Source organism: Stenotrophomonas sp. GW821-FHT01H02A (genome assembly GCF_059422145.1).
In genome coordinates this window covers 1-25,170 of record NZ_JBWKWI010000005.1, presented here as the reverse complement: position 1 = coordinate 25,170, position 25,170 = coordinate 1, and the positions used below count along the sequence as shown (strand labels likewise).

The 25,170-nt window shown below is 59.9% G+C and carries 21 protein-coding genes; 8 read left to right on the top strand and 13 right to left on the bottom strand.

Going from position 1 to position 25,170, the window contains the following annotated elements:
- Positions 1-81: 81 nt before the first annotated feature.
- From mutS to katG, 3 genes are all read left to right on the top strand, one after another.
- Positions 82-2,637, top strand: coding sequence for a DNA mismatch repair protein MutS (mutS, locus tag AC07WC_RS09035; protein ID WP_495209930.1), 2,556 nt, complete (start codon positions 82-84; stop codon positions 2,635-2,637).
- Between the two features lie 70 nt (positions 2,638-2,707).
- Positions 2,708-3,325, top strand: coding sequence for a DUF937 domain-containing protein (locus AC07WC_RS09030; RefSeq protein WP_495209713.1), 618 nt, complete (start codon positions 2,708-2,710; stop codon positions 3,323-3,325).
- 201 nt (positions 3,326-3,526) lie between these two features.
- Complete coding sequence (gene katG, locus AC07WC_RS09025) at positions 3,527-5,761, top strand: catalase/peroxidase HPI (protein WP_495209712.1); 2,235 nt, start codon at positions 3,527-3,529, stop codon at positions 5,759-5,761.
- A gap of 70 nt (positions 5,762-5,831) precedes the next feature.
- Here the strand turns inward: katG and AC07WC_RS09020 are convergent, their stop codons facing one another.
- Entirely contained in the window at positions 5,832-6,236 is a 405-nt protein-coding gene (locus AC07WC_RS09020) for an RNA-binding S4 domain-containing protein (RefSeq protein ID WP_495209711.1), read from the bottom strand.
- The gene (locus AC07WC_RS09015) at positions 6,229-6,489 is read right to left on the bottom strand and encodes a hypothetical protein (protein ID WP_495209710.1); all 261 of its coding nucleotides are present in this window, start codon (positions 6,487-6,489) and stop codon (positions 6,229-6,231) included. The genes AC07WC_RS09020 and AC07WC_RS09015 overlap by 8 nt, the downstream gene beginning before the upstream one ends.
- A 186-nt stretch (positions 6,490-6,675) precedes the next feature.
- On the opposite strand from AC07WC_RS09015, the gene AC07WC_RS09010 reads away from it, so the two are divergent.
- From AC07WC_RS09010 to AC07WC_RS08990, 5 genes are all read left to right on the top strand, one after another.
- The gene (locus tag AC07WC_RS09010) at positions 6,676-6,993 is read left to right on the top strand and encodes a hypothetical protein (RefSeq protein WP_495209709.1); all 318 of its coding nucleotides are present in this window, start codon (positions 6,676-6,678) and stop codon (positions 6,991-6,993) included.
- 86 nt (positions 6,994-7,079) lie between these two features.
- The gene (locus AC07WC_RS09005; protein ID WP_495209708.1) at positions 7,080-8,180 is read left to right on the top strand and encodes a polysaccharide biosynthesis/export family protein; all 1,101 of its coding nucleotides are present in this window, start codon (positions 7,080-7,082) and stop codon (positions 8,178-8,180) included.
- Between the two features lies 1 nt (position 8,181).
- A complete protein-coding gene (locus AC07WC_RS09000; RefSeq protein ID WP_495209707.1) occupies positions 8,182-8,874 on the top strand; it encodes a YjbF family lipoprotein in 693 nt (230 codons plus the stop codon).
- Between the two features lie 2 nt (positions 8,875-8,876).
- A complete protein-coding gene (locus AC07WC_RS08995) occupies positions 8,877-9,662 on the top strand; it encodes a capsule biosynthesis GfcC family protein (RefSeq protein ID WP_495209706.1) in 786 nt (261 codons plus the stop codon).
- Positions 9,659-11,848 (top strand): YjbH domain-containing protein, encoded by a 2,190-nt coding sequence (locus AC07WC_RS08990; RefSeq protein WP_495209705.1) that lies wholly within the window; start codon positions 9,659-9,661, stop codon positions 11,846-11,848. The genes AC07WC_RS08995 and AC07WC_RS08990 overlap by 4 nt, the downstream gene beginning before the upstream one ends.
- Before the next feature lie 71 nt (positions 11,849-11,919).
- Here the strand turns inward: AC07WC_RS08990 and AC07WC_RS08985 are convergent, their stop codons facing one another.
- From AC07WC_RS08985 to AC07WC_RS08935, 11 genes are all read right to left on the bottom strand, one after another.
- Entirely contained in the window at positions 11,920-12,987 is a 1,068-nt protein-coding gene (locus AC07WC_RS08985) for an acyltransferase family protein (protein WP_495209704.1), read from the bottom strand.
- Positions 12,980-14,287: an O-antigen ligase family protein gene (locus AC07WC_RS08980; protein ID WP_495209703.1), complete on the bottom strand. Its 1,308-nt coding sequence runs from the start codon at positions 14,285-14,287 to the stop codon at positions 12,980-12,982. Before AC07WC_RS08980 ends, AC07WC_RS08985 begins: the two co-directional genes overlap by 8 nt.
- Positions 14,284-15,621 (bottom strand): lipopolysaccharide biosynthesis protein, encoded by a 1,338-nt coding sequence (locus AC07WC_RS08975; protein ID WP_495209702.1) that lies wholly within the window; start codon positions 15,619-15,621, stop codon positions 14,284-14,286. The genes AC07WC_RS08980 and AC07WC_RS08975 overlap by 4 nt, the downstream gene beginning before the upstream one ends.
- Entirely contained in the window at positions 15,618-16,973 is a 1,356-nt protein-coding gene (locus AC07WC_RS08970) for a TolB-like translocation protein (protein WP_495209701.1), read from the bottom strand. Before AC07WC_RS08970 ends, AC07WC_RS08975 begins: the two co-directional genes overlap by 4 nt.
- Positions 16,974-17,008: 35 nt before the next feature.
- On the bottom strand, positions 17,009-17,923 hold the full coding sequence (locus AC07WC_RS08965) for a glycosyltransferase family 2 protein (RefSeq protein WP_495209700.1): 915 nt from the start codon (positions 17,921-17,923) through the stop codon (positions 17,009-17,011).
- On the bottom strand, positions 17,923-18,984 hold the full coding sequence (locus tag AC07WC_RS08960) for a polysaccharide pyruvyl transferase family protein (RefSeq protein ID WP_495209699.1): 1,062 nt from the start codon (positions 18,982-18,984) through the stop codon (positions 17,923-17,925). The genes AC07WC_RS08965 and AC07WC_RS08960 overlap by 1 nt, the downstream gene beginning before the upstream one ends.
- Before the next feature lie 36 nt (positions 18,985-19,020).
- The gene (locus tag AC07WC_RS08955; RefSeq protein WP_495209698.1) at positions 19,021-19,710 is read right to left on the bottom strand and encodes a WecB/TagA/CpsF family glycosyltransferase; all 690 of its coding nucleotides are present in this window, start codon (positions 19,708-19,710) and stop codon (positions 19,021-19,023) included.
- Positions 19,711-19,893: 183 nt separating this feature from the next.
- Positions 19,894-21,060 (bottom strand): nucleotide sugar dehydrogenase, encoded by a 1,167-nt coding sequence (locus AC07WC_RS08950; protein WP_495209697.1) that lies wholly within the window; start codon positions 21,058-21,060, stop codon positions 19,894-19,896.
- 133 nt (positions 21,061-21,193) lie between these two features.
- Entirely contained in the window at positions 21,194-23,410 is a 2,217-nt protein-coding gene (locus AC07WC_RS08945; protein WP_495209696.1) for a polysaccharide biosynthesis tyrosine autokinase, read from the bottom strand.
- Between the two features lie 57 nt (positions 23,411-23,467).
- A complete protein-coding gene (locus AC07WC_RS08940; RefSeq protein WP_495209695.1) occupies positions 23,468-23,902 on the bottom strand; it encodes a low molecular weight protein-tyrosine-phosphatase in 435 nt (144 codons plus the stop codon).
- A 188-nt stretch (positions 23,903-24,090) separates the two neighbouring features.
- Positions 24,091-25,170: undecaprenyl-phosphate glucose phosphotransferase (locus AC07WC_RS08935; RefSeq protein WP_495209694.1), on the bottom strand; the 1,080-nt coding region annotated here is incomplete at its 5' end.

The following is a 25,170-nucleotide window of genomic DNA, read 5'->3' as shown; positions in this document are numbered from 1 at the left end:
GCCGACCAGGCAGCTTTCCAGGCTGCCCCCGACTGTGATGGACCCCGCGTGACAGAGAAGCAGCCCGAACACACCCCGCTGATGAAGCAGTTCTTCGCCGCCAAGTCCGACTACCCGGACCTGCTGCTCTTCTTCCGGATGGGCGACTTCTACGAATTGTTCTACGACGACGCCCGCAAGGCGGCACGGTTGCTGGACATCACCCTGACCCAGCGCGGCAGCTCGGGCGGCGCGCCGATCCCGATGGCCGGCGTGCCGGTGCACGCCTACGAGGGCTATCTGGCGCGCCTGGTCGCGTTGGGCGAGTCGGTGGCGATCTGCGAACAGATCGGCGACCCGGCGCTGGCCAAGGGCCTGGTGGAACGCAAGGTGGTGCGCATCGTCACCCCCGGCACCGTGACCGACGAGGCGCTGCTGGACGAGCGCCGCGATACCCTGCTGATGGCGCTCTCGCGCGGCAGGCACGGCTACGGGCTGGCCTGGGCCGATCTGGCCGGTGGCCGCTTCCTGGTCAACGAGGTCGATTCGGACGATGCGCTGGAAGCCGAGCTCGCGCGGCTGGAACCGGCCGAGCTGCTGGTGCCGGATGAAGAAAACTGGCCGGCCTTCCTGCAGTACCGCAGCGGCATCCGCCGTCGCGCGCCCTGGCTGTTCGATGCCGACAGCGGCCGCCGCCAGCTGCTGAATTTCTTCAAGCTGCACGACCTGACCGGTTTCGGCATCGACGACAAGCCGCGCGCCACCGCCGCAGCCGGCGCCCTGCTCGGCTATGTCGAAGAAACCCAGAAACAGCGCTTGCCGCACCTGACCGCGATCGCCACCGAGACCGCCAGTGAAGCGATCGCCATGAACGCGGCCACGCGCCGGCACCTGGAGCTGGATACGCGCGTCGATGGCGATACCCGCAACACCCTGCTCGGCGTGCTCGACACCACGGTGACGCCGATGGGCGGCCGCCTGCTGCGACGCTGGCTGCACCGACCGCTGCGCCTGCGCGAGGTGCTGGTACACCGTCATGATGCGGTTGCCACCCTGATCGATAGCGGCGCCGACGGCGACGTGCGCGACGCCTTCCGGGCGCTGGGCGATCTGGAGCGCATCCTCACCCGCGTGGCGCTGCGCTCGGCACGCCCGCGCGATTTCTCGACACTGCGCGATGGCCTGGGCCTGCTGCCCGAGGTGCGTGCTGTGCTGGCACCGCTGGATTCGCCGCGCCTGGTCGCGCTGCACGATGCACTGGGCTCGCATGACGAGTGCGCGCACCTGCTGGCCAGCGCGATCGCGCCGACGCCGCCGCTGAAGCTCAGCGATGGCGGTGTGATCGCCGAAGGCTACGATGCGGAACTCGACGAGCTGCGCCGGCTGTCCACGCACGCCGACCAGTTCCTGATCGACCTGGAACAGCGCGAGCGCATCAGCAGCGGCATCGCCACGCTGAAGGTCGGCTACAACCGCGTGCACGGCTATTACATCGAGATCAGCAAAGGCCAGTCCGAAAAGGCGCCGGTGCACTACACCCGCCGCCAGACCCTGACCAATGCCGAGCGCTACATCACCGAAGAACTGAAATCCTTCGAGGACAAGGTATTGTCCGCGCGCGAGCGCTCGCTGACCCGCGAGAAGTTCCTGTACGAGCAGCTGCTCGACATCCTGGCCAGCGGGCTGGAGCCGCTCAAGCAGTGCGCCGCCGCATTGAGCGAGCTGGACGTACTGGCCGGCTTCGCCGAGCGCGCGCAGGCGCTGGACTGGGCGCGCCCGGAACTGGAGACCGCGCCCTGCCTGAAGATCGAACGCGGGCGCCATCCGGTGGTCGAGGCGGTGCGCGAGCAACCCTTCGAACCGAACGACCTGGACCTGCATCCGGATCGCCGCATGCTGGTGATCACCGGCCCGAACATGGGCGGTAAATCCACCTACATGCGCCAGAATGCGCTGATCGTGCTGCTGGCCCATATCGGCAGCTTCGTGCCGGCCAGCCGCGCGGTGATCGGCCCGATCGACCGCATCCTGACCCGCATCGGCGCCGGTGACGATCTGGCCCGTGGGCAGTCGACCTTCATGGTCGAGATGGCCGAGACCAGCTACATCCTGCACCACGCCAGCGCACAGTCATTGGTGCTGATGGACGAAATCGGCCGCGGCACCTCCACTTACGATGGCCTGGCCCTGGCCGATGCCGTCGCGCGCCACCTCGCGCATCAGAACCGCTGCTACACGCTGTTCGCCACGCATTACTTCGAGTTGACCGCGCTGGCCGACGAACAGCACGAGGGCGGCACCAGCGGTATCGCCAACGTGCATCTGGATGCAGTGGAGCACGGCGACGCACTGGTGTTCATGCACGCCGTGAAGGATGGCCCGGCCAACCGCAGTTTCGGCCTGCAGGTGGCCGCATTGGCTGGCCTGCCGAAATCGACCGTGGCGCAGGCACGCCGCCGTCTGGCCGAGCTGGAGCAGCGCAGCCACGAGACCCGGTCAGCGGTGGTCACAGCGCAGGCGCTGGATGCACCGCAGCAGTTCGGCCTGTTCAACGCGCCCAATACCGCCGCGCAGGATGCGCTGGCCGCGATCGATCCGGACGAGCTGACCCCGAAGCAGGCACTGGAAGCGTTGTACCGGCTGAAGGCACTGCTCTGACGGAAAGCGTGAACTCTTCGCATTCCCGTAGTCAACGCAGCGTTATGCTCGGGCGGTTCCCATCCCTGCCATGGAGTCCGCCGTGAATACCGAATCGCTTGCCGCGTCCCTCTTCCAGCAGCTGCAGCAGGGCCAAGGCCTGCAGCAGGTGTCCCAGCAGTTGGGTATCGACCAGAGCCAGGCCAGTGGCGCGATCGGCGCGGCGCTGCCGCTGCTGCTCGGCGCGATGGGCCGCAACGCGCAGGAGCCCCGGGGCGCGCAGGCGCTGCTCGGCGCCCTGCAGCGTGACCATGCCCCGGCCAGTGCCGGCGGCTTCGATCTGGGCGGGCTGCTCGGCAGCGTGCTCGGCGGTGGCGGCGGCAATGCCACCAATGGCGCCGGCATCCTCGGCCACGTGTTCGGCGGCAACACCGACCGTGCCACCCAGGGCCTGAGCCAGGCGACCGGGCTGGACAGCGGCAAGACCAGCCAGCTGCTGGCCATCCTCGCCCCGATCGTCATGTCCTATCTGGCCCAGCGCTTCGCCAGCGGCGGCACGCCCAACCAGCTCAGCCAGGCCCTCGGCCAGGAAGCGCAGACGGCCAACAGCGGTGGCCTGCTGACATCCGTGCTGGACCAGGATGGCGATGGCCAACTCGGCGTCGGCGATCTGCTCAAGCTCGGTGGCGGCCTGTTCGGCAAGCGCTGACCCGGTCTCGAAATAGCCTACACCTATCGCATCTGTTAATTCATTCGAGTTTACCGAATGAACTGCAATGCCTAACGTGGGGGCACGTCTTCACATCGCGGCGCCCCACGCCCGCCTTGTGCCGGCACCCCGTTCCCGACGTCGCCATCGCCTCCCCCGCGCCGATGGTTTCCACGTTCGCCAGTCCACAGGTAGATACCCATGAAAAGCGAAGCCAAGTGTCCGTTCAATCACGCCCTCGTCGGCGATGCCACCACCAACCGGGACTGGTGGCCCAAGCAACTGCGGGTGGATCTGCTCAACCAGCACTCGACCCGCTCACATCCGCTGGATGACACCTTCGATTACGCCGAGGCCTTCAAAGGCCTGGATTACGCTGGGCTCAAAGCCGACCTCGAGGCCCTGATGACCGACTCGCAGGACTGGTGGCCGGCCGACTTCGGCCATTACGGCGGCCTGTTCGTGCGCATGGCCTGGCACAGCGCCGGCACCTACCGCATCGGCGATGGTCGCGGCGGCGCCGGCCGCGGCCAGCAGCGCTTCGCCCCGCTCAACAGCTGGCCGGACAACGTCAGCCTGGACAAGGCGCGCCGCCTGCTGTGGCCGATCAAGCAGAAGTATGGCCAGGCGATCTCCTGGGCCGACCTGCTGGTGCTCACCGGCAACGTCGCGCTGGAATCGATGGGCTTCAAGACGCTGGGCTTTGCCGGCGGCCGCCCGGATACCTGGGAGCCGGACCAGGATGTCTACTGGGGCCGCGAAACCACCTGGCTCGGCGGCGATGTGCGCTACTCGCATGGCTCCGAGGGCGTGCAGGAGGACCATGGCGTGCTGGTCTCCGATGATGATGCCGATGGCGACATCCACTCGCGTGATCTGGAGAACCCGCTGGCCGCCGTGCAGATGGGCCTGATCTACGTCAATCCGGAAGGCCCGGACGGCAACCCCGATCCGCTCAAGGCTGCCTTCGACATCCGCGACACCTTCGGCCGCATGGCCATGGACGACGAGGAAACCGTCGCCTTGATCGCCGGCGGCCACAGCTTCGGCAAGACCCACGGCGCCGGTCCGGCCGACAACGTCGATGTCGAACCAGAAGCAGCCGGGCTGGAAAGCCAGGGGCTGGGCTGGGCCAACAAGTTCGGCACCGGCAAGGGCGGCGACACCATCACCAGCGGCCTGGAAGTCACCTGGACGCGCACGCCGGCGCAATGGAGCCACGACTTCTTCGAGATCCTGTTCGGTCACGAGTGGGAGCTGACCAAGAGCCCCGCCGGCGCGCACCAGTGGATGGCCAAGGACAGCGAGGCGATCATTCCCGACGCGCATGATCCGTCGAAGAAGCACCGCCCGACCATGCTCACCACCGATCTGTCGCTGCGCGTGGACCCGGCCTACGAAAAGATCTCGCGCCGCTTCCTGGCCGACCCGCAGGCCTTCGCCGATGCCTTCGCCCGCGCCTGGTTCAAATTGACCCATCGCGACATGGGCCCGCGTGCGCGCTACCTCGGCCCGGAGATTCCGGCCGAAGAGTTCGTCTGGCAGGACCCGGTACCGGCGGCCCCGCAGGTCCCGCTCAGCGCGCAGGACATCGCTTCGCTGAAGCAGCAGATCGCCGCGACCGGGCTGAGCGTGGGCGAGCTGGTCTCCACCGCGTGGGCATCAGCCTCGACCTTCCGCGGCTCGGACAAGCGTGGTGGCGCCAACGGTGCCCGTGTCCGCCTGTCCCCGCAGAAGGACTGGGCGGTCAACCAGCCGCAGCAGCTGGGCAAGGTGCTGGCCGCGCTGGAGAAGATCCAGGCCGGCTTCAAGGGCGACGGCGGCGCGCAGGTCTCGCTGGCCGATCTGATCGTACTGGCCGGCAACGTCGGCATCGAACAGGCGGCCAAGGCCGGCGGCCATGAGGTCAACGTGCCCTTCAATCCCGGCCGCACCGATGCCAGCCAGGCGCAGACCGACGTGGACTCGTTCGCGGTGCTGGAACCGTACGCCGATGGGTTCAGTAACTACGTCAAGGGCCGTTACACTGTGCCTGCCGAGGCGCTGCTGATCGACCGCGCACAGCTGCTCACGCTGACCGCCCCGGAAATGACCGCACTGGTCGGTGGCCTGCGCGTGATCGGCACCAACGTCGGCGGCAGCCAGGACGGCGTGTTCACCGATCGCGTCGGCACGTTGAGCAACGACTTCTTCGTCAACCTGCTCGACATGCGCACGCAGTGGGTGGCCGATGGCGATGGCTACAGCGGCCGCGACCGCAGCACCGGCGTGCAGCGCTGGAGCGGCAGCCGCGTGGATCTGGTGTTCGGCTCGAACTCGGTCCTGCGTGCACTGGCCGAGGTCTATGCCAGTGCGGACGGTGAAAAGAAGTTCGTCCGCGACTTCGTGGCTGCATGGGCGCGGGTGATGGAGCTGGACCGCTACGACCTGCGCTGATCCGCCGTCGCAGGCACACGCGAAGACCGGGCCAATGGCCCGGTCTTTTTTTATCTGCGGCGCGCGCGGATCAGAGCGCGTCCAGGTCGCCCAGCGCGCGGATCAAGCGCCGCGCACGCTTGTCCGGCTTGTGCTCCGGCGGCTGGTAACCATTTTTGGCCGCGGCGCGCTGCAGGCGCAGCTCCGCCCGGCGTGCAAGCGACGCCTCACTCTCGGCATACAACTGCTGCGCCACCGGTGCCGGGCCGCGCGTCTCGCTCAGGCCGCGTACCTCGATCTCGAAGACTTCATCGCCACGGCTGATCTGCAGCGCTTCGCCCACGCGTACCGCGCGCGAAGACTTCGGGCGTTGCCCGGCCACATCCACCTTGCCGGTTTCCACCGCCTGTTTGGCCAGGCTGCGGGTTCGATAGAACCGTGCAGCCCACAGCCACACGTCCAGCCGCACGGCGGCCACCGGTGTTGCGTCAGTCATGCTTTCTACCCAGCTCCACGGCGTTGGCCGGTTGTCGATTCAAGGGTTGCGTCGCGTCCGGGTTACCGCGGCAGCCGGTGCCGCCGATCAGCGCCGGCACCCCGGCATCCAGATCGCGGCGCTGGCTGCCGACCTGGCATTCCGGTCGGTCCATCGGCCGCACCTGGGTATCTCTCAGGCGCTCCGAGGTGGAACATGCGGCCAGGCTGGCGGCAATCAAGAGCGTCAGCAGGATCGGCTGTCGGTTGTTCAAGGATGCCTTCCTCATCATGCCTCCACAGGCGTGGTGCCTTGCCATGGGCTGATTGCATCATCGGCCGCCGCCGGGTGCCGCGCAATTGCAGTGATCGGCACCCGCACATTCAGTTCGGGTTGACTCTTGCTCCCCCGCTGGTCACCATAGACGGGCTATTTTCCCTAACGGAGTAGGAGACCCCTCATGTTTAAGAAGATGATCGCCGTGCTGGCCCTGGTTGGCCTGTCCGCCTCTCCGGTGATGGCTGCCCCGCAGGACGCCCCCACTGTTGAGCCGGCAACCGCCACGGAAGTGGCCGGCGCCGAAGCATCCGCGTACTCGACCACCGCTGTCGTAGCGACCGTGGGCGCCTCCATCGCAGCCGCAACCGTGCTGTACAGCATCGGCGGCGACAGCTCGAGCGGTGAAAACGATCCGGGCGGCAATGAAGGCGGCCCCGGCGGCCCGGGTGGCCCAGGTGGTACCGGCGGCACGGGTGGTACCGGCGGCACTGGCGGCTAATCCCCTCGTTCCGCACACAAGCCCTCGCCGGGCCAAGCTTGGCGGGGGTTTTTTATGCCTGCCGTAAAACTTTGACGAAGATGATGATGAAGCCCCTGTGCCTGCCGGTTGCCATCGTGGCGACCCTGTTCCTGTCTGGCTGCATGCTGGCCCCTGGCCAACACCTGCGCCACAGCGACGTTTCAGCGAACCGCTCCAGCGAAGACGGTCGCCTTGAGATGATCCCGATCACGCCGAAGCTCATTGCCATGAACGATGCGTCCCAGGCCGAACAGGTACTGCCGGCTGCACTGCTGGATTATCAGGCCGAGCCCTACCGTGTAGGCCCCGGTGACATGCTGTACATCACCGTATGGGACCACCCGGAGCTGACCGTGCCTGCCGGTTCGCAGCAGCAAGGCAACCTGGCCGGGCGACTGGTGCAGAGCGACGGCACACTCTTCTACCCGTACATCGGCAAAGTGCAGGCCGCCGGCAAGACCCCGGTAGAGCTTCGCGCGGAAATCACCCAACGGTTGGCCAAGTACATCGAGGCGCCGCAGGTGGATACCTCGGTGCTGACCTACGCCAGCCAGCGCGTCTGGATCACCGGCGCTGCCGAGCGCTCGACCTCGGTCCCGCTGACGACAACGCCGCTCACGCTCTCCGATGCGATCAGCCAGGCCGGCCTCAATGCCAGCCAGGCCGATCTTTCCGGCATCCAGCTCAGCCGCGACGGCGTCACCTACTCGATCGACATCGAAACCGTCGCCCGCCAGCATGGCGGCCGACCGATCTACCTGAAGAACGGCGACTCGATCTATGTCCCGTATCTGGATCGAAAAGAAATCTTCGTCGTTGGCGAAGTCACCCAGCCCGGTGCCTTCAGCTTCCGCACGTCCGACATTTCGCTGAACCAGGCGATCGGCCGCGCCCGCGGCCTCACCCAGGCCACCTCGAATGGCAATGCGGTGTATGTCATCCGCGGGTCGAAGGACCTGCAGAAGGCGCCGTCGGTGATCTACCACCTGGAAGCCCGTTCACCCACCGCATTCGCCGTGGGCAGCCAGTTCATGCTGCAGCCCGGCGACGTGGTGTTCGTGGGCGCCGCCGGCGTAACGCGCTGGAACCGCTTCGTGAACCAGCTGCTGCCGTTCACCAACATCCTCTACACCGCCGCTCGTACCGAGAGCGAAGTCGGGAACTAACATGCGTCCTATGCAGCATGACGCCACGCGCTTCAACGCGCGTGGCGGGTGGGGCCGCGCCATTGGCATCGCTGCGCTGGTGGCCCTTGCCGCCTTGACCAGCAGCTGCACGACCGTGAGCCGTTCCAGCGCCGACGCGCTGCGCCTGATCTTCATTTCCAAGCCGAGCGCGACCCCCGCACAGGTCGCAGCTGTGCGCTTCCCGCAGCTGCAGTTGCGCGCACCGGACGTCAATGGCGTCCTCGTGCTCGGGTTCGTGGATGCAGGGCGCCAAGCATGGATCGCCGGCGGCGACGCAGTCTTCTACCTGCAGGGCAACGGCCTGGTCAGTGCGACCTCGGGCATCGGCCGCAGCTACGCCGCGCGCATCACCGGGCCATCGCCATTCGATGATCTCGGCTCACTGCAGGGCGCTTCCCGCGTGCAGCGCGAGTACGACTGGATCCCGGCATATCAAATGAGCGTACCGGTGACGGGCACGCTCACGAAAGTCGGCCCCGAGAAGGTGGTCATCCTGGAACGCCCACTCAGTCTGGTGCGCTATGAAGAGAAGCTCTCCGGCCCTGGTTTCCGAGAGACGAATATCTATTGGGTGGATGAGCGCTCCGGGTTCATCTGGAAGAGCCGCCAGTACCTCGCCCCCGGCTATGCCGTGGAGATCGAGCAGCTCAAACCCTTCCGCCCTGGCCAATGACCATGCTGCGCTACTGCCTGATCCTGTGTTCCACCCTGCCCTTCTTCATCGCACATGAGGCTGCGGCGCAGCCCGTGGCCGATACGGTAGAAGTTACCGTTGAGGGCGCGGTCAATGCGCCTGGCGTATACGCCCTGCCTGCAGGAGCGCGCCTGGCGGATGCCCTGATCGCCGCCATGCCCAGGCCGGACAGCTACGTCACGGGTGCCTCGCTCCTGCGCGAAAGCGCGCGCGTCCAACAGGTACGCCTCAAGGCCGGGTTGCTCTACGACCTGAAGGTGCTGCAGCAGAGCCAGGACGAAGCAGCCAGCAAACTTGCCTCCAGCCTTTCAAGGCAACTGACCGACCTTCCAGCAACTGGCCGGGTGGTGGCAGAGCTCGAGCCGCGCCTGATGCAGACGCGCAAGTCATCCAACCCGGTCGCCATGCAGTTGGACATAGTGCGGTACCCCGCCAGGCCAGACACCGTTCGCGTCGTGGGCGCGCTGGATCAGGCCTGCGAGCTTCCGCATCAGCCTACTGCGGATGTCACCCATTATCTGGCTGCATGCCCATCGAACCGCGTGGCAGACAAGGACGAAGTCCACGTGATCCAGCCGGATGGACACGTACAGATCATCGGTATTGCGCTGTGGAACCGCGCAGACCTGCAGGCCGTCGCACCTGGCGGCACGATCTATGTCCCCATCGCCGCAAGACTGATGAAAGACATCGATCCAGAGTTCAACACGCAGTTCGCCGCATTCCTCGCGACGCAGCCGCTGCCCAATCCGCGAGTAGCACCTTGATCCACGTCCGTTCCAGACATTTCGCTACCTTGGCTTTCTCAGCATTGGCATTGGCGACATCCGCCTGCCTACACGCGCAGGAAGCGCCGCCCGCCACCGCAAGCGAATGGGGTGGAATGGGCCTGCTGCAGACGCCGAGCGCGCGCATGGCTGATGACGGGGAGATCAGCTTCACTGCCTCGCACAACTCGCCGTACAGCCGCTACAACATCACGATGCAGCCATTCCCATGGCTGGAGGGATCGTTCCGCTACATCAATGTGTCCAACAGGTTGTACGGCTCAATCGCCGGCGACCAGAACTACAAAGACAAATCGATCGACGTAAAGCTTCGCCTGTGGGAAGAGTCTCGTTGGATGCCTGAGGTCGCATTCGGCGTGCGAGACCTCGGCGGAACAGGCTTGTTCTCCAGTGAATACCTCGTCGCAAACAAGCGCTTCGGCCCTATCGACGCAAGCGTTGGGCTAGCGACTGGCTACATCGGCAACCGGGGAGATCTCAGCAATCCCCTCGGTGCGATCGATGATCGATTCGATACAAGGCCGGTTCCTACGAGCAACATTAACAATGCCGGCAAGTTCGGTTTGAGTTCAATGTTTCGAGGACGAGTCGGCGTATTCGGCGGTGTCAGTTACCAGACACCTTGGGAGCCATTGCTTGTCAAGGTTGAGTACGATGGCAACGACTACAAGAACGAACCGAAGGACAACAACCTGCGGCAAACAACACCCGTCAACGTAGGTGTCGTCTATAGCATTACCCCACAAATCCAATTCACAGCAGCGTGGGAGCGTGGGGACGCACTGATGGTAGCTCTATCGCTTCGCGGAAATCCCGGCCACGCGCCTTCTGCTAAAAAGCCGTTTGATCCAGCTCCTGAGGCCATTCGTACTACCCGCCATTCCTCATCGGCGGTTGCGAGTGCCACTGGAAACACGCAGTTGGAACAAGGAAACGAGGCGCCAGAATCCAAGACGGAGAGCGCTGATTGGGCCGCTATCGCGGATCGTCTTCGCAAGAATGCAGGTTTCCGAGTAGATAAGATCAGCGCAAGCGACGCTGAGGTAATTATCACTGGCCAACAGGTGCGCTATCTTCATGCTGCAGAGGGCATAGGACGTGGATCTCGCATCCTGCACAACGAGCTTGACTCGTCCATCGACTGGTTCACGTTCGCTACCGTTCGCCTCGGGATGCCCGTCATCGAGACAAGTTTGAGCCGCGAGCACTTCGTTGACTATGTCGAGCAGCGCAGCGACCTAAACAGTTTGAAGCTGGGAGTTGAGGCATTGCCTCCCTCCTCCGCTCAACGTGAAACTGTCTACGAAGCACCACGCGCGCCCTACGGTGGCGGCTTTAACGTGGGATACCAGCAGAACGTGGGCGGGCCAGATGGTTTCATTCTTTATCAAGTCGCCGCGAACTACACAGGCAGTTACTTCTTTACAAGAAATGTTTGGCTCACGGGCACCGTGAGCGCAAATCTTTTCAACAACTACGATAAATTCAAGTACGACGCTCCAAGTAGGCTACCTAGGGTGCGTACGGACCTGCGACAGTATATGACGGACTCCGACTTCACCGTACCGAACCTCCAGCTTACGACCGCTGGCGCTTTGGGAAGAGATTTCTACGGAATGGCGTACGCCGGCTACCTGGAGTGGATGTATGCCGGCGTCGGAGGCGAGATTCTCTATCGCCCTTGGGGAGAGTCATGGGCTGTTAGTGCAAACGTTAACTGGGTTAGGCAGCGCGACTATGATCAACTTGCCGGCCTCAGGGACTACACAATCACAACGGGCCACGCGAGTTTCTACTATTCGTTCGACCGGGAACAACGCATTGTCGGCTCGCTGAGCGCGGGGCGCTATCTCGCTGGGGACTACGGTGCCACGGTCAACCTTGCACGCTCATTCGACAATGGGGTCACGATGGGCGCCTACGCAACCAAGACAAATGTTTCCGCTCGCGACTTCGGAGAAGGGAGCTTCGACAAAGGAATCTACATATCGATTCCCTTCGATACAATTCTCCCCAGGTCCAACCGGGCTCGCGCCACCTTCGTCTGGAACCCTTTGGTACGGGATGGCGGAGCGATGCTAGGCCGCAAATACTCACTCTACGGTGTCACCGGGGAGCGGGATCTAAAGTTCTTCTACGACAATCTCCAGAAGATCACGGATTGAGAACCCAACAAGAGCGCCGCATCCGCGGCGCTTTTTCTGTGCAAATGCCGCCCCGACAGTGGCAACCTCATCTAGCGCGCCCGACTCTCCATTCTTCGCCGCAAAGCCGCCAGGGGCTTCTCGACTACCGCATAGATTGCCTGCGCAGTGACCAGGGTAATGATCAGTGCAACAAGGTCGGAGATCAACGGATTGGGAAGATGCTGGTGAACTACCGCCAGGATCAGGCGATGCACCAAATACATCGAATAGGAAAGGGCCCCTAGGTGCATAACCCACCGATGATTCAGCAGCCTGGCCAGCCCTCTTTGAGGGAAAACAATTATTCCCCAAAAAATAACTACCAGTAGCGCGTAGATCGGACTATCAGCGATGGTGACCCTCACTGGCCTTGGCACTACAGATAATAGAGCAAGCGCGACCACCGCCGCCGGCATTACCCATCGAATAAAAAATCGCTCGCGCACTTCGAAGGGCAGCCGGTCTCCCATGACCGGGTTACATACCAATGCAAAAGCGGCACCTGCAAGAAGACCGTCAAATCGAGTGTCAGTCGACGTATACAATCGGTAAAAGCCAGCGCCATTGAGAGCAAGCAGGACTCTCCACACCGGCGCAAGAAGTACAGCAACCAACAAGATAGAGGCAACCCGCCTGTAGCTCAGTCGACGACGCAACATGATCAAAAGTGCCGCCGGGAAGAGCAGATAGAAATGCTCCTCGACAGCTAACGACCACAGCATACTGGACTCGGGCGGGAGACCCCCGTGACCATCTGAGTAAACAATATAGTAGTTCGTATAGTTCAAAATCGTGGCGAGGGTACCCCACACATTCTGATTCGATGGAACAAGAAGCAGGAAGCCGGCCAGCGAGCAGAGAATTATCGAAACCAACGCCGGAGGCGTGATTCGAATCAGGCGACGCATGTAGAAGGACGGCAGTGAGATGCGACTCGAAGCTTCATACTCTCGCCGCAGAAGCGTGGTGATCAAGTATCCGCTGAGGAAGAAGAAAATCGTAACTCCAAGATGTCCGGGCCAAGGACCGCCGATCAAAGCACCGTGCCCTACAAAAACAATCATTACAGCAACCGCCCGCATTCCATCAAGCGAGGGAATATAGAACGATTTAGACATTACCCGCTCCGACGACGTTTGGGCGATCACCTGATCGGTCTGCCCAGTGAATCAGACCTGCCATGTATGTGAAGAACACCGCAGTAATCGGCGCATAAACATCGATATCCTGAAACGCACAATACGCAAGGAATGACGGCAACCCTCCCAGTGCCGCGATGGCGTATGGGCGAAGAGTTCCGAAGGCAGACGATCTGCGTATAAGCCTTAGCATCAACTTCACGCCCTTCACGAAGGGAATGATGAAGAAGGCTAAGAAGGCGACCGATGCGCCCAACCCTCCGCCGCGGACAAGCGTGGAGAAGACCGTAGAGTGTGATCCGATGGGAATGGCCAAGTCGTCCACCCGAGGCTTTACGCCCAAGCCTATAAACGGATTCACTCGCATAGCTTCATCGAATGACGCCTGATAAGCAATGAATCTCGCGTTTGATGAGCCTTCACGCATATCATTGACACGACCCAGGATATCCGGAAGAAAAACCATTGCTGCGCCTGCAACCAGCGGTATGCACGCCATCAGGAGCACATAGTAGCGTCTGTTGACCACAGCTAAAGCGATAACGAGCACGCCCAAGCTTGCTCCTAGAAGCGCCGCTCTCGTAAGGGTCGCGCCGATCGTGAACAGCGCCAGTGCAAAAAACAGCCATGCGAGCCAACGGTACCGCGAGATGACAAAGCCAGCCGCGATGAAACTGGAAATGGCAATAAGCCCCGCACTAGCCGTGGCATTTGTGGAGAGGATCATCAGACGAGGCATGTCGCCGCCGTCAAACCAGTTGCGGGCTACAAAGTCTGCTTTCTGGTACAAACCAAGCAGATTGTCCATCGGCGGGAGCGCCAAGCCCAGCAGCGTCGGAATGCCAAGCACCTGCATCTTGCCTGAGAACACCAAATAGGAGAGCGGAATAGCGAGAACGATCGATATTCCGCACAGCTTCCAAAGAGTACGGGAAACCTTGACAGCCCAATACTCGTCGCGCGAATAGAGAAACTTTATGTAGGTGTAATGGCAGTAACCAACAAGCATCACGCTCAGATTATTCAACGCCGCAATGGTCCGCGACAAATCAACGCCCACTGCAACTGCGTTGTATACCAGCGACAAGAAGAGGACCGAAACGACCCCAAGCACTGCGAGTTGGAAGGCATCCCGTGGAAGCATGGAGCGCTTGAGTAGCAGAACCATGTACAAAGACGATGCATGGAAGACAAAGAAGCCAAACCCCAAGATCCACCATAGCGGAATCATCGCTATGAAAATCAAGGGAAGCGTGTACCTGCTGAATTTGAACTTCATCGCCCGCCCCTCTTGCGAGACGCGAGCTTGCGTCTAATCTTGCCGAGTCCAAGCGCAAACATTTCTCTAACCTCCGAGGGCCGGAGAACCAGAAGGCTCAACGGCCCTACGTTGAACTTCCGCCTGAACACCGCCAAGTATGACGCGGAAATGACAAGCTGAGAGATCAACAGCGAGTACGCCGCGCCGAGCACGCCATACCTCGGAACAAGGATAAGAGTTAGGGCAAGATTGAGCATAAAGCCAGGCAGAAACAGCCAGAATGTAAGCATCGGATTCGCTGCTGCATACAAAACCGGAGTCAACAGATTCCAGAGCGCGCCGACAAGCGTGCAAAGCACAGCGACTCTATACAGGTTAACGTAAGGCGCGTAGTCCTCGCCCAACATCAAGGGCACAATCAGATCAGCAGCTGCTAGCGCTATGACTGAGACCACAGCTAGAAAGGCCATCGAGACCCTAGAAATTTTGGCTGTCTCAACTATTGCCTTGCTTTGGTCCGCGCTCCTGACGCTGTGGGCAAAGAGTGCAACTCCCACGGCAAGCGCTACTTCTGTCACAACTTCGCCCAGGCGCATGACTCCGTAGTAGGCCCCCATGCCCTCCGGCCCAAGAACATCTTGAACCACGACAACATTCACCCGCTTGGCTGCAACCATCAAAAGAATACCCGGGAAATACCTCACGCCCCTCAGAATGATCTTCCGCGACACACTGAGAAATTCAGTCCATCCAGCGGACAGCATGGCTGGCGTTACCCAGTTGTAGCAGGCGACTCTTACCGCAGACACAAGGTAGGCGACCGCGAGGGTCCAGAGAGCAACTTGAATGGTAATTACGTCAAGAATGAACGTCGCCGCCGTGAGGATCAGAAGCAGCGTGCGCGGCCACGCCTCGGAGCTGTTGTACTCTTTGATCCGCCCTTGGCCAAGCAGGACGCCCTGCTCGATTCGGATCCCAAGCATTCCGGGAATGACGAGACAGGACGGAATCACAATAGTCCACGCCGAGAACCCCGGAACAAAATTCCAGATATACCAGCCGAAACCGATTGCACCGACTGTTGAGAATGTCAATATCCACAACTTGGCCTGAAATTTTACCTGAGACTCATTGCCGGCCAGCTTCGGATAGTAGTAGCCGATGGAGTGACGCGTACCGAAATCCAGCGCAGTCGCAACCAGGAGCCCCATCGTTGCGACATATCCATAGAGGCCAAACTCCGCGATGGAGAGTTTACGTGCGAGCACCACGAAAACGAGAAGATTAGCGGCCTTCCCTGCAAATCTGGTCACAATGGTGAAGGCAGAATCGATCAACAGCTTGCTGCTCATCCGACGCTACTCGCCTTGACTCGGGCAATGAAGACCTGACGCCTGCCATCAACCACGCCATTGAAGACAACCCTTGAATCGCGGCTCCAAACTGGATGTGGATCGACACGCCTGCCGCCAGTGAGGTTGTTGGTATAGAGACGGCAAAGCTCTGTCTCCACACCGCTCGCCAGATTGATCAAGCGTATTGGCACGCGGCCCTTGGAATCGCTGAAGCCCTCGGTTACGTAGGCATCCGTCAGGAGTAGCTCGCCACGCACACTGGGATGACCGCCGCCTACCGCAGCCGGATCCAGCAATCGTAGATCTGTACCGTCTGCGTTGAAGCTGCAGAAGCGCATTGTCTTCCCATCCGGCCGCAGATTCATAACGATGCGGGGCTCTGAAGGGTGCCAGTTGGGATGATGCCCCCCTTTGCGGTAGAGATCATCGTGCACAGCCAGCGCGATATCAGATCCATCGAGTTGACAGGTAATGACCTGGGTTGGCCACCCAAGACGACCTTGTACATTACGACTGAAAACCACGATCAGAAGTCGATCGTTTCGAGGAGAAACCTTTACGTTCTGGATGAAGTAGTCGCCGCTCGACAAGCCTCCCTGACGAGGGAGGGACTTCCGAATGTCAGCCAGGCTCAGAAGCAGCGTGGATTGCCCAGAATGAAGATCAGTCTTCCAAACACCCTCGCTTTGCTCGTAGTTCTGTTCAGGCTTGATCCTTCGAAGTACACGCTCTGGAACCCCGTAACCGGTCTGCGACAGATTGATCAAGTCAATGGAACCGCTGTACGAAAAACGCTTGTCGGGCGAAAGACCGTATATCGGCCCGTCAAGCTCGAAAGCTTCCAGCGTGCGCGCATCAATCCGGATGCCGGTGCCGCGCCCAGATGAGCCAATATCGTTACAGAACACCGTGTCGTCATCGTCTCCCCACTGTGCATTCGCACCCAGTTGGGTTCCCCAGCCACGGCTGTTATAGATGGATCTGTAGCGATGCTCAACCAAATCGACCACACACACTTGGCAGACGTCCCCAACATATGGAAGCCTGGATATGAACGGCACTCTGGTCAACAGGAGGTAACGGCCGCTAGGGCTTATGGGATCCACATCAAAGAAGGTGTGCATGTAGTGCCCGTCTGGCGGCGATGCCACACAAACGGTGGCTACTTCGCCGACCTCGGAAGGTCGCTGTTCTAGCGGGAACCACCTACCAAGCGGCAAGCCCTCATCATCTGGGCGTACGTGCCTAGCCAGCAGTCCCGCTGCAATGAGAGCAACCTCGCGAGAATCGCGCACGGCCTTTCGCACTGCCCGGGCGTTCCCCTTAGCCAACTCCAGGAACTTCTTCACAGGTCTCATGATCTATCAAATCCAAACGGAGGAGGCTAGCGCCTTGAAATGACCCAGTCAGCGAGGCGTCGGTACCCGGCTGTAGATACGAATACTTGAAGAAAAACCCGTGCCGCCAGTTCAGGCGAGTAGCACCCTGAGAACAGTGCCTTTGCATAAAGTGCACTCGCTTTACACCACCTCCCCTGCTTTGAGTAGCACTTTGCAACATGCCATCCCAAGTCCGCGCGAACGGCACGGGCAGTGAGGACATCGTGAACCGATCTGTGCCAGTCAGTGCGAATTGACGGATCAAATGAACTAGACACTCGCTTTGGATCAGCCACGTCACTCCATCTTGCCTGCGGGACGGCGAGCATGTGGAAGCTCGCCCCAGCGGCGGCCAGACGTATGGCGAAATCAGTGTCTTGGCCGAAACGCAGGCCTTCGCGATACAGCACACGCAAAGCGAGCTCTCTATTCAGCACCAACGTGGACGTCTGCATAAAGCCAAAATCTGCAAGCAGATACTCACAGACTTGCTCACCATCTCGCAGAGGTCGCGGTGGCTTCAGAAACGTACGGCCGCCTCCCCGATCAACCACAACCTGACCATACACGACGCGGAGGTCAGGACCGGCTTCAAGTGCAGCGACAGAATCGGAAATATGCTGTGGGAAGAAAGAGTCATCCGAATCCAGCAACGCGACGTACTTTCCGCGTGCAACGGTGATGCCGTGATTGCGCGCCACGCAGGCGCCTTGATTCTTCTGCGAGACGATCCTCAGCCGCGAGTCGTCTATCTCAGCGAGCTTCTCCAGCGATTCGTCGGTCGATCCATCATCAACCACAATCAACTCAATGTTATCGTAGCTTTGGTTCAATGCCGATTTAACAGCTTGAAGTACCACTTCAGCGCGGTTGTACAGCGGAATTATCACCGACACTATCGGAAGATGCATCGAGGACATCAGCAATCCTCCAAACGCCGCGACAGCACTTCATGGAGATACTGGCGTTGGCGAGAGAAAACGTTGGCCAGCTGATTCCGACACACCTCGGGGGACGTGGCGAGGCTGCTTCCAGTTGCAATTAGGCTACCGAGGCCCACCGATGAAAGGAGATCGGTGATCTTCCGATTCTTGTTTCCTGTAGGCACACATACAGGCATCGCACCACAGGATGCGGCAAGGAGAATTACGTGCAACCGATTACTAATCACCAGGCGCGCGCCAGAGTACGCCGACTCCAAGCCCGATATACTGTTAATCGCGAATGCGTATTCCTCACTCCCTCTCCAAGCATGACTCAGCCTTTTCATCGGTTCGTCGTCTCGAGTTACCTGAGAGATAAAACCTACGTCCCCATCAGCTGACCCGTCTGCCAACTCAAGAACCAAACCCCGAACGCGTTCATGAAGCTGCTCGACTTCGGTCGCATTCAGATTATCTTCGCGCAGTGATACAAGTGTGCTCCGACCCCCTGCCCCCCCCTCTTTCATATGAAGGTTGAAGGCAAGGTCCGGGCAGTACTCATGATTCGAGAACCCAAATCTGTCTGCACGGCCCACCGATCCATCATCGCGAATCCCGTAGAAATGCATGAATCTGGAAAGCCATGACTCCAGCCGAAGGCGCCGATCATCCATTCGACTTACTGATGCGCCGACTTTAATAATACGTACGCGCAGCAACCATAGCAGCGGAAAAAGTACTGCACGCACTAGATCGCCCGACGCAATGCCACCCGGAGGATCTCCAGGAGTCAACACCAAATACTGGCGGGATGATCTCCACGAGGAGGCGGCACGCCAAATCAGCTTTGCCATAAGACGCAACTTGCTATGGCAGACGACTTCTTCAGGTTGCACCAGAATTTCCTCCAAGAAGCTGTCAGGCGCGCCAGCGCTTGCTACCTCCAGGGAGCCGTAGCCGCGCAGCAATCGAAGTAACTCGCGATTGATGAGCGCATCTCCTGCATTACTGCACTGGGTACTGGCGGAGAAGTAGAAGTTTCGGCGAGGGTCGGACATCAAGATACCCAGTGACTTTTAGGAATGGTCAAACCATTATTTCCGATCGGTATTTATCAGCAACTGGAGCATGGCGACCGGGTTGGTCGCCAAGTAGCGACCAACCAAACGAACGGGGTCGTCCTTCAGCCGATAGAGCCATTCAAGTCCCATACGCTGCATCCAGCTCGGGGCGCGCGGCACGTCGCCCGCGAGAAATGCGTAGAGACCACCGCAGGTCTTGATCCAGCCTACTCCCCGAAGACGCTCGCGGTTTTCCAGTGCCCAGTACTCTTGGCGGGGCTTGCCCAGCGCCACCCATAGAACGTCGGCGCCAGATTCGACGATCTGCTTGCAGACCGCCTCATCCTCCTCCTTTCCAAAGTACCCATCACATCGACCTACGATCTTCACCCTCGGATACATTCGGTGGATGGCGGCCACGGCGGCGGCGTTCTGCTCTTCGGTGGAGCCGAGTATGTAAAAACGAAGCCCATGGACCTCCGCACACTCCGCGGCGTCGTGAAAGAAGTCAGTCGTCGCAATTCGCTCGGGCAGCGGGTTCCGCGTGAGCCGGCTTGCGAACACCACCGGCATTCCGTCCGCGTGAATGATGTCAGCAGCTGCCATCGCATTCCTGAACGTAGGATCCTTAGAGGCAAGCGCGATTCCCTGGCCATTCGAAGAAAGAACTACGCGAGGCAAGCGGGCGGGATCAGCCTGCGCTGCCAGGCAGTCGTCCAGCATTACAGCTGCCAGCTCTTTTCTGCCAATGGATGCAGTGAGAAGTCCGCCGACTCTAACGACGGGGAACGTGTAGCCATTTGAAGTATTCACAAGAATTCCAAGATATAGATTCGACGGACCGACGAATTAGTTCGGCAGAGCCCGCCGCTGCCTGTAGCTTCCTGGCAGCGCTTCCAGGATCGATCAATCCGAACAGAAGATATCCCTGGTGTACACCTTGGATACCACATCCTCAAGTTCTGGAGACATCCGGTTGGCGATAATTACATCCGACACCTTCTTGAATTCGTCCAGATCGCCGATCACCTGGGATGAGAAGAACTCATCTTCTTGCAGCACCGGCTCAAAGACGACAACCTTGACGCCCTTGGCCTTTATTCGCTTCATTACGCCCTGAATTGAGGATGCCCTGAAGTTGTCGGACCCGGCCTTCATGATCAAGCGATGGATTCCCACGATCTTCGGGTCACGCTTGAGCACATCATCTGCAATAAAGTCCTTGCGGGTAGAGTTGGACGCGACAATGGCCCCGATTAGTGTCTGCGGAACATCCTGATAGTTTGCAAGAAGCTGCTTTGTATCTTTGGGAAGGCAGTATCCACCGTAGCCAAATGAAGGGTTGTTGTACCCGTGGCCAATCCTGGGATCAAGGCAAACGCCCTCGATGATCTGCCGCGTATCAAGGCCGTGACAAGACGCGTATGTATCCAACTCATTGAAGTAGGAAACGCGCATCGCGAGGTACGTGTTTGCAAACAACTTGATTGCTTCGGCCTCGGTGGACTCCGCATAGACCACGGGCACATCCGGCTTCAGACTCCCCTCAACCAGCAACGCTGCAAATTTCTCAGCCCTTTCGGACCGCTCACCGATGACAATCCGACTAGGGTAGAGATTGTCGTGAAGCGCCTTTCCCTCGCGCAGGAACTCGGGCGAAAAGATGATTTGGTCAGTACCAAACTTCTCGCGGAGACGCATCGTATATCCCACAGGTACCGTTGACTTAATAATCATCAACGCCTGCGGATTGATCTCAAGAACGTCCTGGACGACAGCCTCTACCGACGAGGTATTAAAGCAATTAGATTTTTCATCATAATCAGTAGGTGTTGCGATGACTACCAGCGAAGCGTCGGCGTAGGCAACAACCTTGTCCAGCGTAGCAACGAGATTAAGACCTCCAGCCGATAGCAACCGCTGGATATCAGCATCCTCGATTGGGGAGCAGCCATTGTTGATTGACTCAACTTTGCGCGCATCCAAATCCAAAGCAACGACTGCATTACGCTGCGACAGAAGCACGGCGATTGACAGACCCACATAGCCCGTACCCGCAACTGCGATTTTCACTTACTAATTCCTCGAACTTCCGATTTATTATCAACCATCACGCCTGACATCTCACATGTAACCAAACTCATTTTGATTCCTTTCATCATGATGGAATGACAACCGGACACTTGAAGAGGCAGCGACCGACAAACTACTTTTCCGTCGACTTGTATTCGTAGTACCCGTAGCTGTAGTAGCCGGCGCTGCGCCGCTCAACAGCATTGAAGATCGCACCCTTCAGCTTGACGTTGTTTTGCTCGAATCGCTTCTTTGCCAAGGCCAGTTCCTTAGGTTGATTCAGACCGAATCGTGCAACCAATAGAGATGTGCCTGCGTGATGGGCAATGATGGCCGCGTCCGTCACCGCAAGGATCGGAGGCGTATCAATGATGACGAGATCGAAATTCGCTGACGCTGCTTCAAGAAGACGCGTGAAGTTCTCATGCATGAGCAATTCAGAGGGGTTTGGCGGCACGTCGCCACGTGCGATATAGCTCAAGTTCTCAAGCTCGGGAATAACCCGGATCGCTTTCTCGAGCGAAACTTTACCCACCAATATGTCAGACAAACCAGGCACCTGGGCGGCACCTAGAGCCTTGTGCAACGTCCCCTTACGCATATCAGCGTCGATGATCAGCACCCGCTGTCCCGCCTGTGCGATAACGGCAGCCAGATTTGAGGAGACAAAAGTTTTACCGGCACTTGGGCTTGAGCCCGAGATCAACACAATATTGTTCTTCGCTTCAAGCCGAGCAAAATGAAGACTCGTACGCAAACTGCGGATCGCTTCAATTGCCAAATCCGCAGGGTCTTTCGCCGCGAGGAGATGCAACTTACCATCTGCGCGGAATTTTCCGCGCACTGAATCATTCTGCTGGCTAACGCTGGCCGGAATGGAGGCGTACACCGGCAGACCGATTTCTTCGATCTGCGCTGGATCCTCGACACCGCGATTGAGCAGCTGCCTAAGCATGATAAGTGCTATTGAAAGAATGAAACCCAAGAATGTGCCGATCAGGACTACGAAGCTCTTCCTCGGCTTGACTGGTGCAAGCTCATCAACCACTGCCGTATCTACGACGCGCACGTTACCGACGGTACCAGCTCGCGCAACGTCCAGTTGCTGGGCCTGATTCAGCATCGCCGTGTACATTTCGTTGCTCACTTGGAGATCGCGGGTCAGCTTCAGAAGCTCCTGCTGGGCATCCGGCAAACGTTTGACTTCGCTCTGGAAACCGGATTTTCGACCCTCAAGCTCTCCAATCTGACGCATCAGCGCTTGGTATGCAGGATGGTCACGAGTGAAACGCCGGTCCATCTCAGCCTGCTGCAGGCGCAATTGCTGAATACTCGTCTCTACCGCGACCTCCTGATCCAACAGTCCTTTCGTCTGTAGCGTGAGGTCGACGGAATTCGCGCGAGTCTGATAGGCGGCGAGAGTCTTCTGTGCCGCATCGACTTGGTTACGAATGGTCGGCAGCTGTTCCTTGACGAATGCCAATTGCGCCGAAGCCTCGGCCGAATTCCGCTCTACGTTCTGCCGTACGTATGCCGCGGTAACCTGATGCAGGAAGCCCTGTGCGATCAGAGGGTTGGCGTTTTCGTAAGCCAGCCGCAGGATTCCGGACTCCTTCCCGACCTCTGAGACACCAACTTCGGACTGCAAATCAGCGATCACAGTCATACGGCGAAGCCGCGTCACAGAGAATTCCATCCCCGGATTTGCGACGAGCTTGGCAACCTGCATTGATATACCCGAGCCCTCTGCCTTTTGACCAACTACGCCCTTTAACAGCAACTGGTCGTCGCCGCCGAAGAGCGAATAGTTGCCGTTTTCACCCGCTATCAGTGTCAGCTCCTTCGCGATGAAGACGTCCGGCACGTCAAACTGGAAAATGTCGAGAACTTCTCCACCCCAGCCTGAGCCGCTCATACCGAAAAGCGGCGCCGCCAACACGCCCGGGGATCCTTCCTCGGCCTTGCGGGCCAAGTAACTACCAATGAGCGGGAATCTAGCGGGCTCGACCAGAACATCGAGCTTGAGCTGGTCGACGGCAGCACCAATCACCGACCTTGATGTGATCAAGGCGATCTCAGTGGACGCCTCTTTGGAGCCACCTGCTCCTGGCAGAGATGCGCTGAGATCCGATAGACCTGGTAGCGAAGGAACTTTTGACTCGACCTGCACCACCGCATCTGCTCGATAGATTGGTGTAGCCAGGAGAGCGTAGGCCACGGAACCGGCAAACGCGGCAGCGGTTATGCCCGCAATCAACCACTTGTGGTCGATCAATGTTCCAAAGAGCTGGCGGAGATCGAGCTCAACAACGTCTTCCTGGTTCGTGTTGCGGGAATCGATGCTTGTCATGTGCCTTGATTCAATATCAAAAAGGGGGGTGCGGCGGCGGGGTACGGCGCGGGCAAATCAGAGGTAACGCTTCCAGCTCTCCACGCCTTCAGCCATCAGCTTGTAGACGTGCTCGAAGGCTGGTCGCTGCTGCCGGTAGGGATCGGGGATATCGCGGTCGCCCTGCCACTTCCCCAACAGGAAGGTCTTTCCAGAGGCTTCCGGCGCCTGCTCGGTGATGCGCTTGACGTGTTTGCGCTCCATCGTCAGCACCAGATCGGCGGCGGACAGGATGGCGGGGCTGATCTGCCGCGCGCGATGCGCCGTGCCGTCCAGTCCATGCTCGACCAGCAGGTCCTGGGCAGTCGCGTCGATGCCGTGATTCACCAATGCGCCCAGACCGGCGGACGAGACCTGGATGCCTCGATCGCCAAGGGCGCTCCGCAGCATGACTTCAGCGGAAGGACTACGGCAGATATTGCCGACACACACAAAGAGAATATGCTTGAACACAACTTCCAATCCTGATGCATTCCCGAGAGGGAATGTCGTGCACGGCCGGATATTCGACCGCGCGCCCAAACCAACAGGATACCCCATGGCCCGGACCAGAGGGTCGAGGGTCGCCCGCAAGGGCAGTACTTCCCGGTAATTTCCGGATCGCCGCATCGTCAGTCGCCCATGATCGCGGGAAACGTGACCTAGTAGGCGCCTTTCTGCCCCAGCACCTTGGCGACCGTCATGACAATGATGGCCATGTCCAAGCCGGGGCTCCAGCGCCGGATGTAATCGATGTCGTACCGGACGCGCTTCTTCATCGACCGCAGTTCCGGCGTCTCGCCGCGCAGCCCATGGACCTGGGCCCACCCGGTGATGCCGGGCTTGACGTAATGCCGATGCATGTAGCGCTCAATCAGCCGCTCGTAGTGGTTGTTGTGCTGAACGGCATGCGGCCGGGGCCCAACGACGGACATGCTGCCGCCCAGCACATTGAAGAACTGCGGCAGTTCATCAAGGCTGGTGCTGCGCAGGAACGCGCCGAAGCGGGTGACGCGCGGGTCCCCACGGGTGGCCTGGACGATGGTACCTGCCGACTCCTGGTGCACCCTCATGGAGCGGAACTTGAGCATCCAGAATTCCTTGCCCCCTTGCCCGTGGCGGCGCTGGCGGAACAGCACCGGACCCGGGGAGCTCAGCTTGACGCCAATGGCCAGCACCAGGAACACCGGCGCCAGTGCCAGCACTGCGACGCTGGCGACCACGAGGTCCTCTACGCGCTTGGCCACCAGGTAGTTGCCCTTGACCAGGCCCTGCCGAAGGTTGATGACAGGCACGCGACCGATCTGCTCGACGGTGGGGTTGAGCATGCTGAAGCCATGGATGTCGGGCACCAGCTTGAGCGGGACCGGGTAACGCTCCAGCAGCTTGAGCAGCTTCTTGACTTCACCGGTATCGGACAGCGGCAGGGAGACCCACACCTGCTCGATGTTGTGGTGATGGGCACTCAGGTATGCATCCAGCGTATCCAGCGTCCCCAGTTTGCGTGGCTTGTCGCTATGCTTGGGGGTAGGGATATCCTCATGCGAAGCGAAGTAACCGATGATCTCGATGCCACTGCCGTTTCGGGCCTTGAGATGACGGTGCAGCTTCAGCACAGGGGCGCGAAGCCCTACCACCAGCACCCGCTGCCGGTCGACGCCCTTGGCGCGCAGCACATGCATCCGTGCGCGCACCACCACCCGCCAACCGACCAGGCTGGCGTAGCCGAGGACGAACCAGGT

What these genes read in the sequence shown, in the direction of transcription:
- mutS (WP_495209930.1), top strand. Translation starts at nt 82, where the DNA reads ATGAAGCAGTTCTTCGCCGCCAAGTCCGACTACCCGGACCTGCTGCTC.
- AC07WC_RS09030 (WP_495209713.1), top strand. Translation starts at nt 2,708, where the DNA reads ATGGAGTCCGCCGTGAATACCGAATCGCTTGCCGCGTCCCTCTTCCAG.
- katG (WP_495209712.1), top strand. Translation starts at nt 3,527, where the DNA reads ATGAAAAGCGAAGCCAAGTGTCCGTTCAATCACGCCCTCGTCGGCGAT.
- AC07WC_RS09020 (WP_495209711.1), bottom strand. Translation starts at nt 6,236, where the DNA reads ATGACTGACGCAACACCGGTGGCCGCCGTGCGGCTGGACGTGTGGCTG.
- AC07WC_RS09010 (WP_495209709.1), top strand. Translation starts at nt 6,676, where the DNA reads ATGTTTAAGAAGATGATCGCCGTGCTGGCCCTGGTTGGCCTGTCCGCC.
- AC07WC_RS09005 (WP_495209708.1), top strand. Translation starts at nt 7,080, where the DNA reads ATGAAGCCCCTGTGCCTGCCGGTTGCCATCGTGGCGACCCTGTTCCTG.
- AC07WC_RS09000 (WP_495209707.1), top strand. Translation starts at nt 8,182, where the DNA reads ATGCGTCCTATGCAGCATGACGCCACGCGCTTCAACGCGCGTGGCGGG.
- AC07WC_RS08995 (WP_495209706.1), top strand. Translation starts at nt 8,877, where the DNA reads ATGCTGCGCTACTGCCTGATCCTGTGTTCCACCCTGCCCTTCTTCATC.
- AC07WC_RS08985 (WP_495209704.1), bottom strand. Translation starts at nt 12,987, where the DNA reads ATGTCTAAATCGTTCTATATTCCCTCGCTTGATGGAATGCGGGCGGTT.
- AC07WC_RS08980 (WP_495209703.1), bottom strand. Translation starts at nt 14,287, where the DNA reads ATGAAGTTCAAATTCAGCAGGTACACGCTTCCCTTGATTTTCATAGCG.
- AC07WC_RS08975 (WP_495209702.1), bottom strand. Translation starts at nt 15,621, where the DNA reads ATGAGCAGCAAGCTGTTGATCGATTCTGCCTTCACCATTGTGACCAGA.
- AC07WC_RS08965 (WP_495209700.1), bottom strand. Translation starts at nt 17,923, where the DNA reads ATGTCCTCGATGCATCTTCCGATAGTGTCGGTGATAATTCCGCTGTAC.
- AC07WC_RS08960 (WP_495209699.1), bottom strand. Translation starts at nt 18,984, where the DNA reads ATGTCCGACCCTCGCCGAAACTTCTACTTCTCCGCCAGTACCCAGTGC.
- AC07WC_RS08955 (WP_495209698.1), bottom strand. Translation starts at nt 19,710, where the DNA reads ATGCTGGACGACTGCCTGGCAGCGCAGGCTGATCCCGCCCGCTTGCCT.
- AC07WC_RS08945 (WP_495209696.1), bottom strand. Translation starts at nt 23,410, where the DNA reads ATGACAAGCATCGATTCCCGCAACACGAACCAGGAAGACGTTGTTGAG.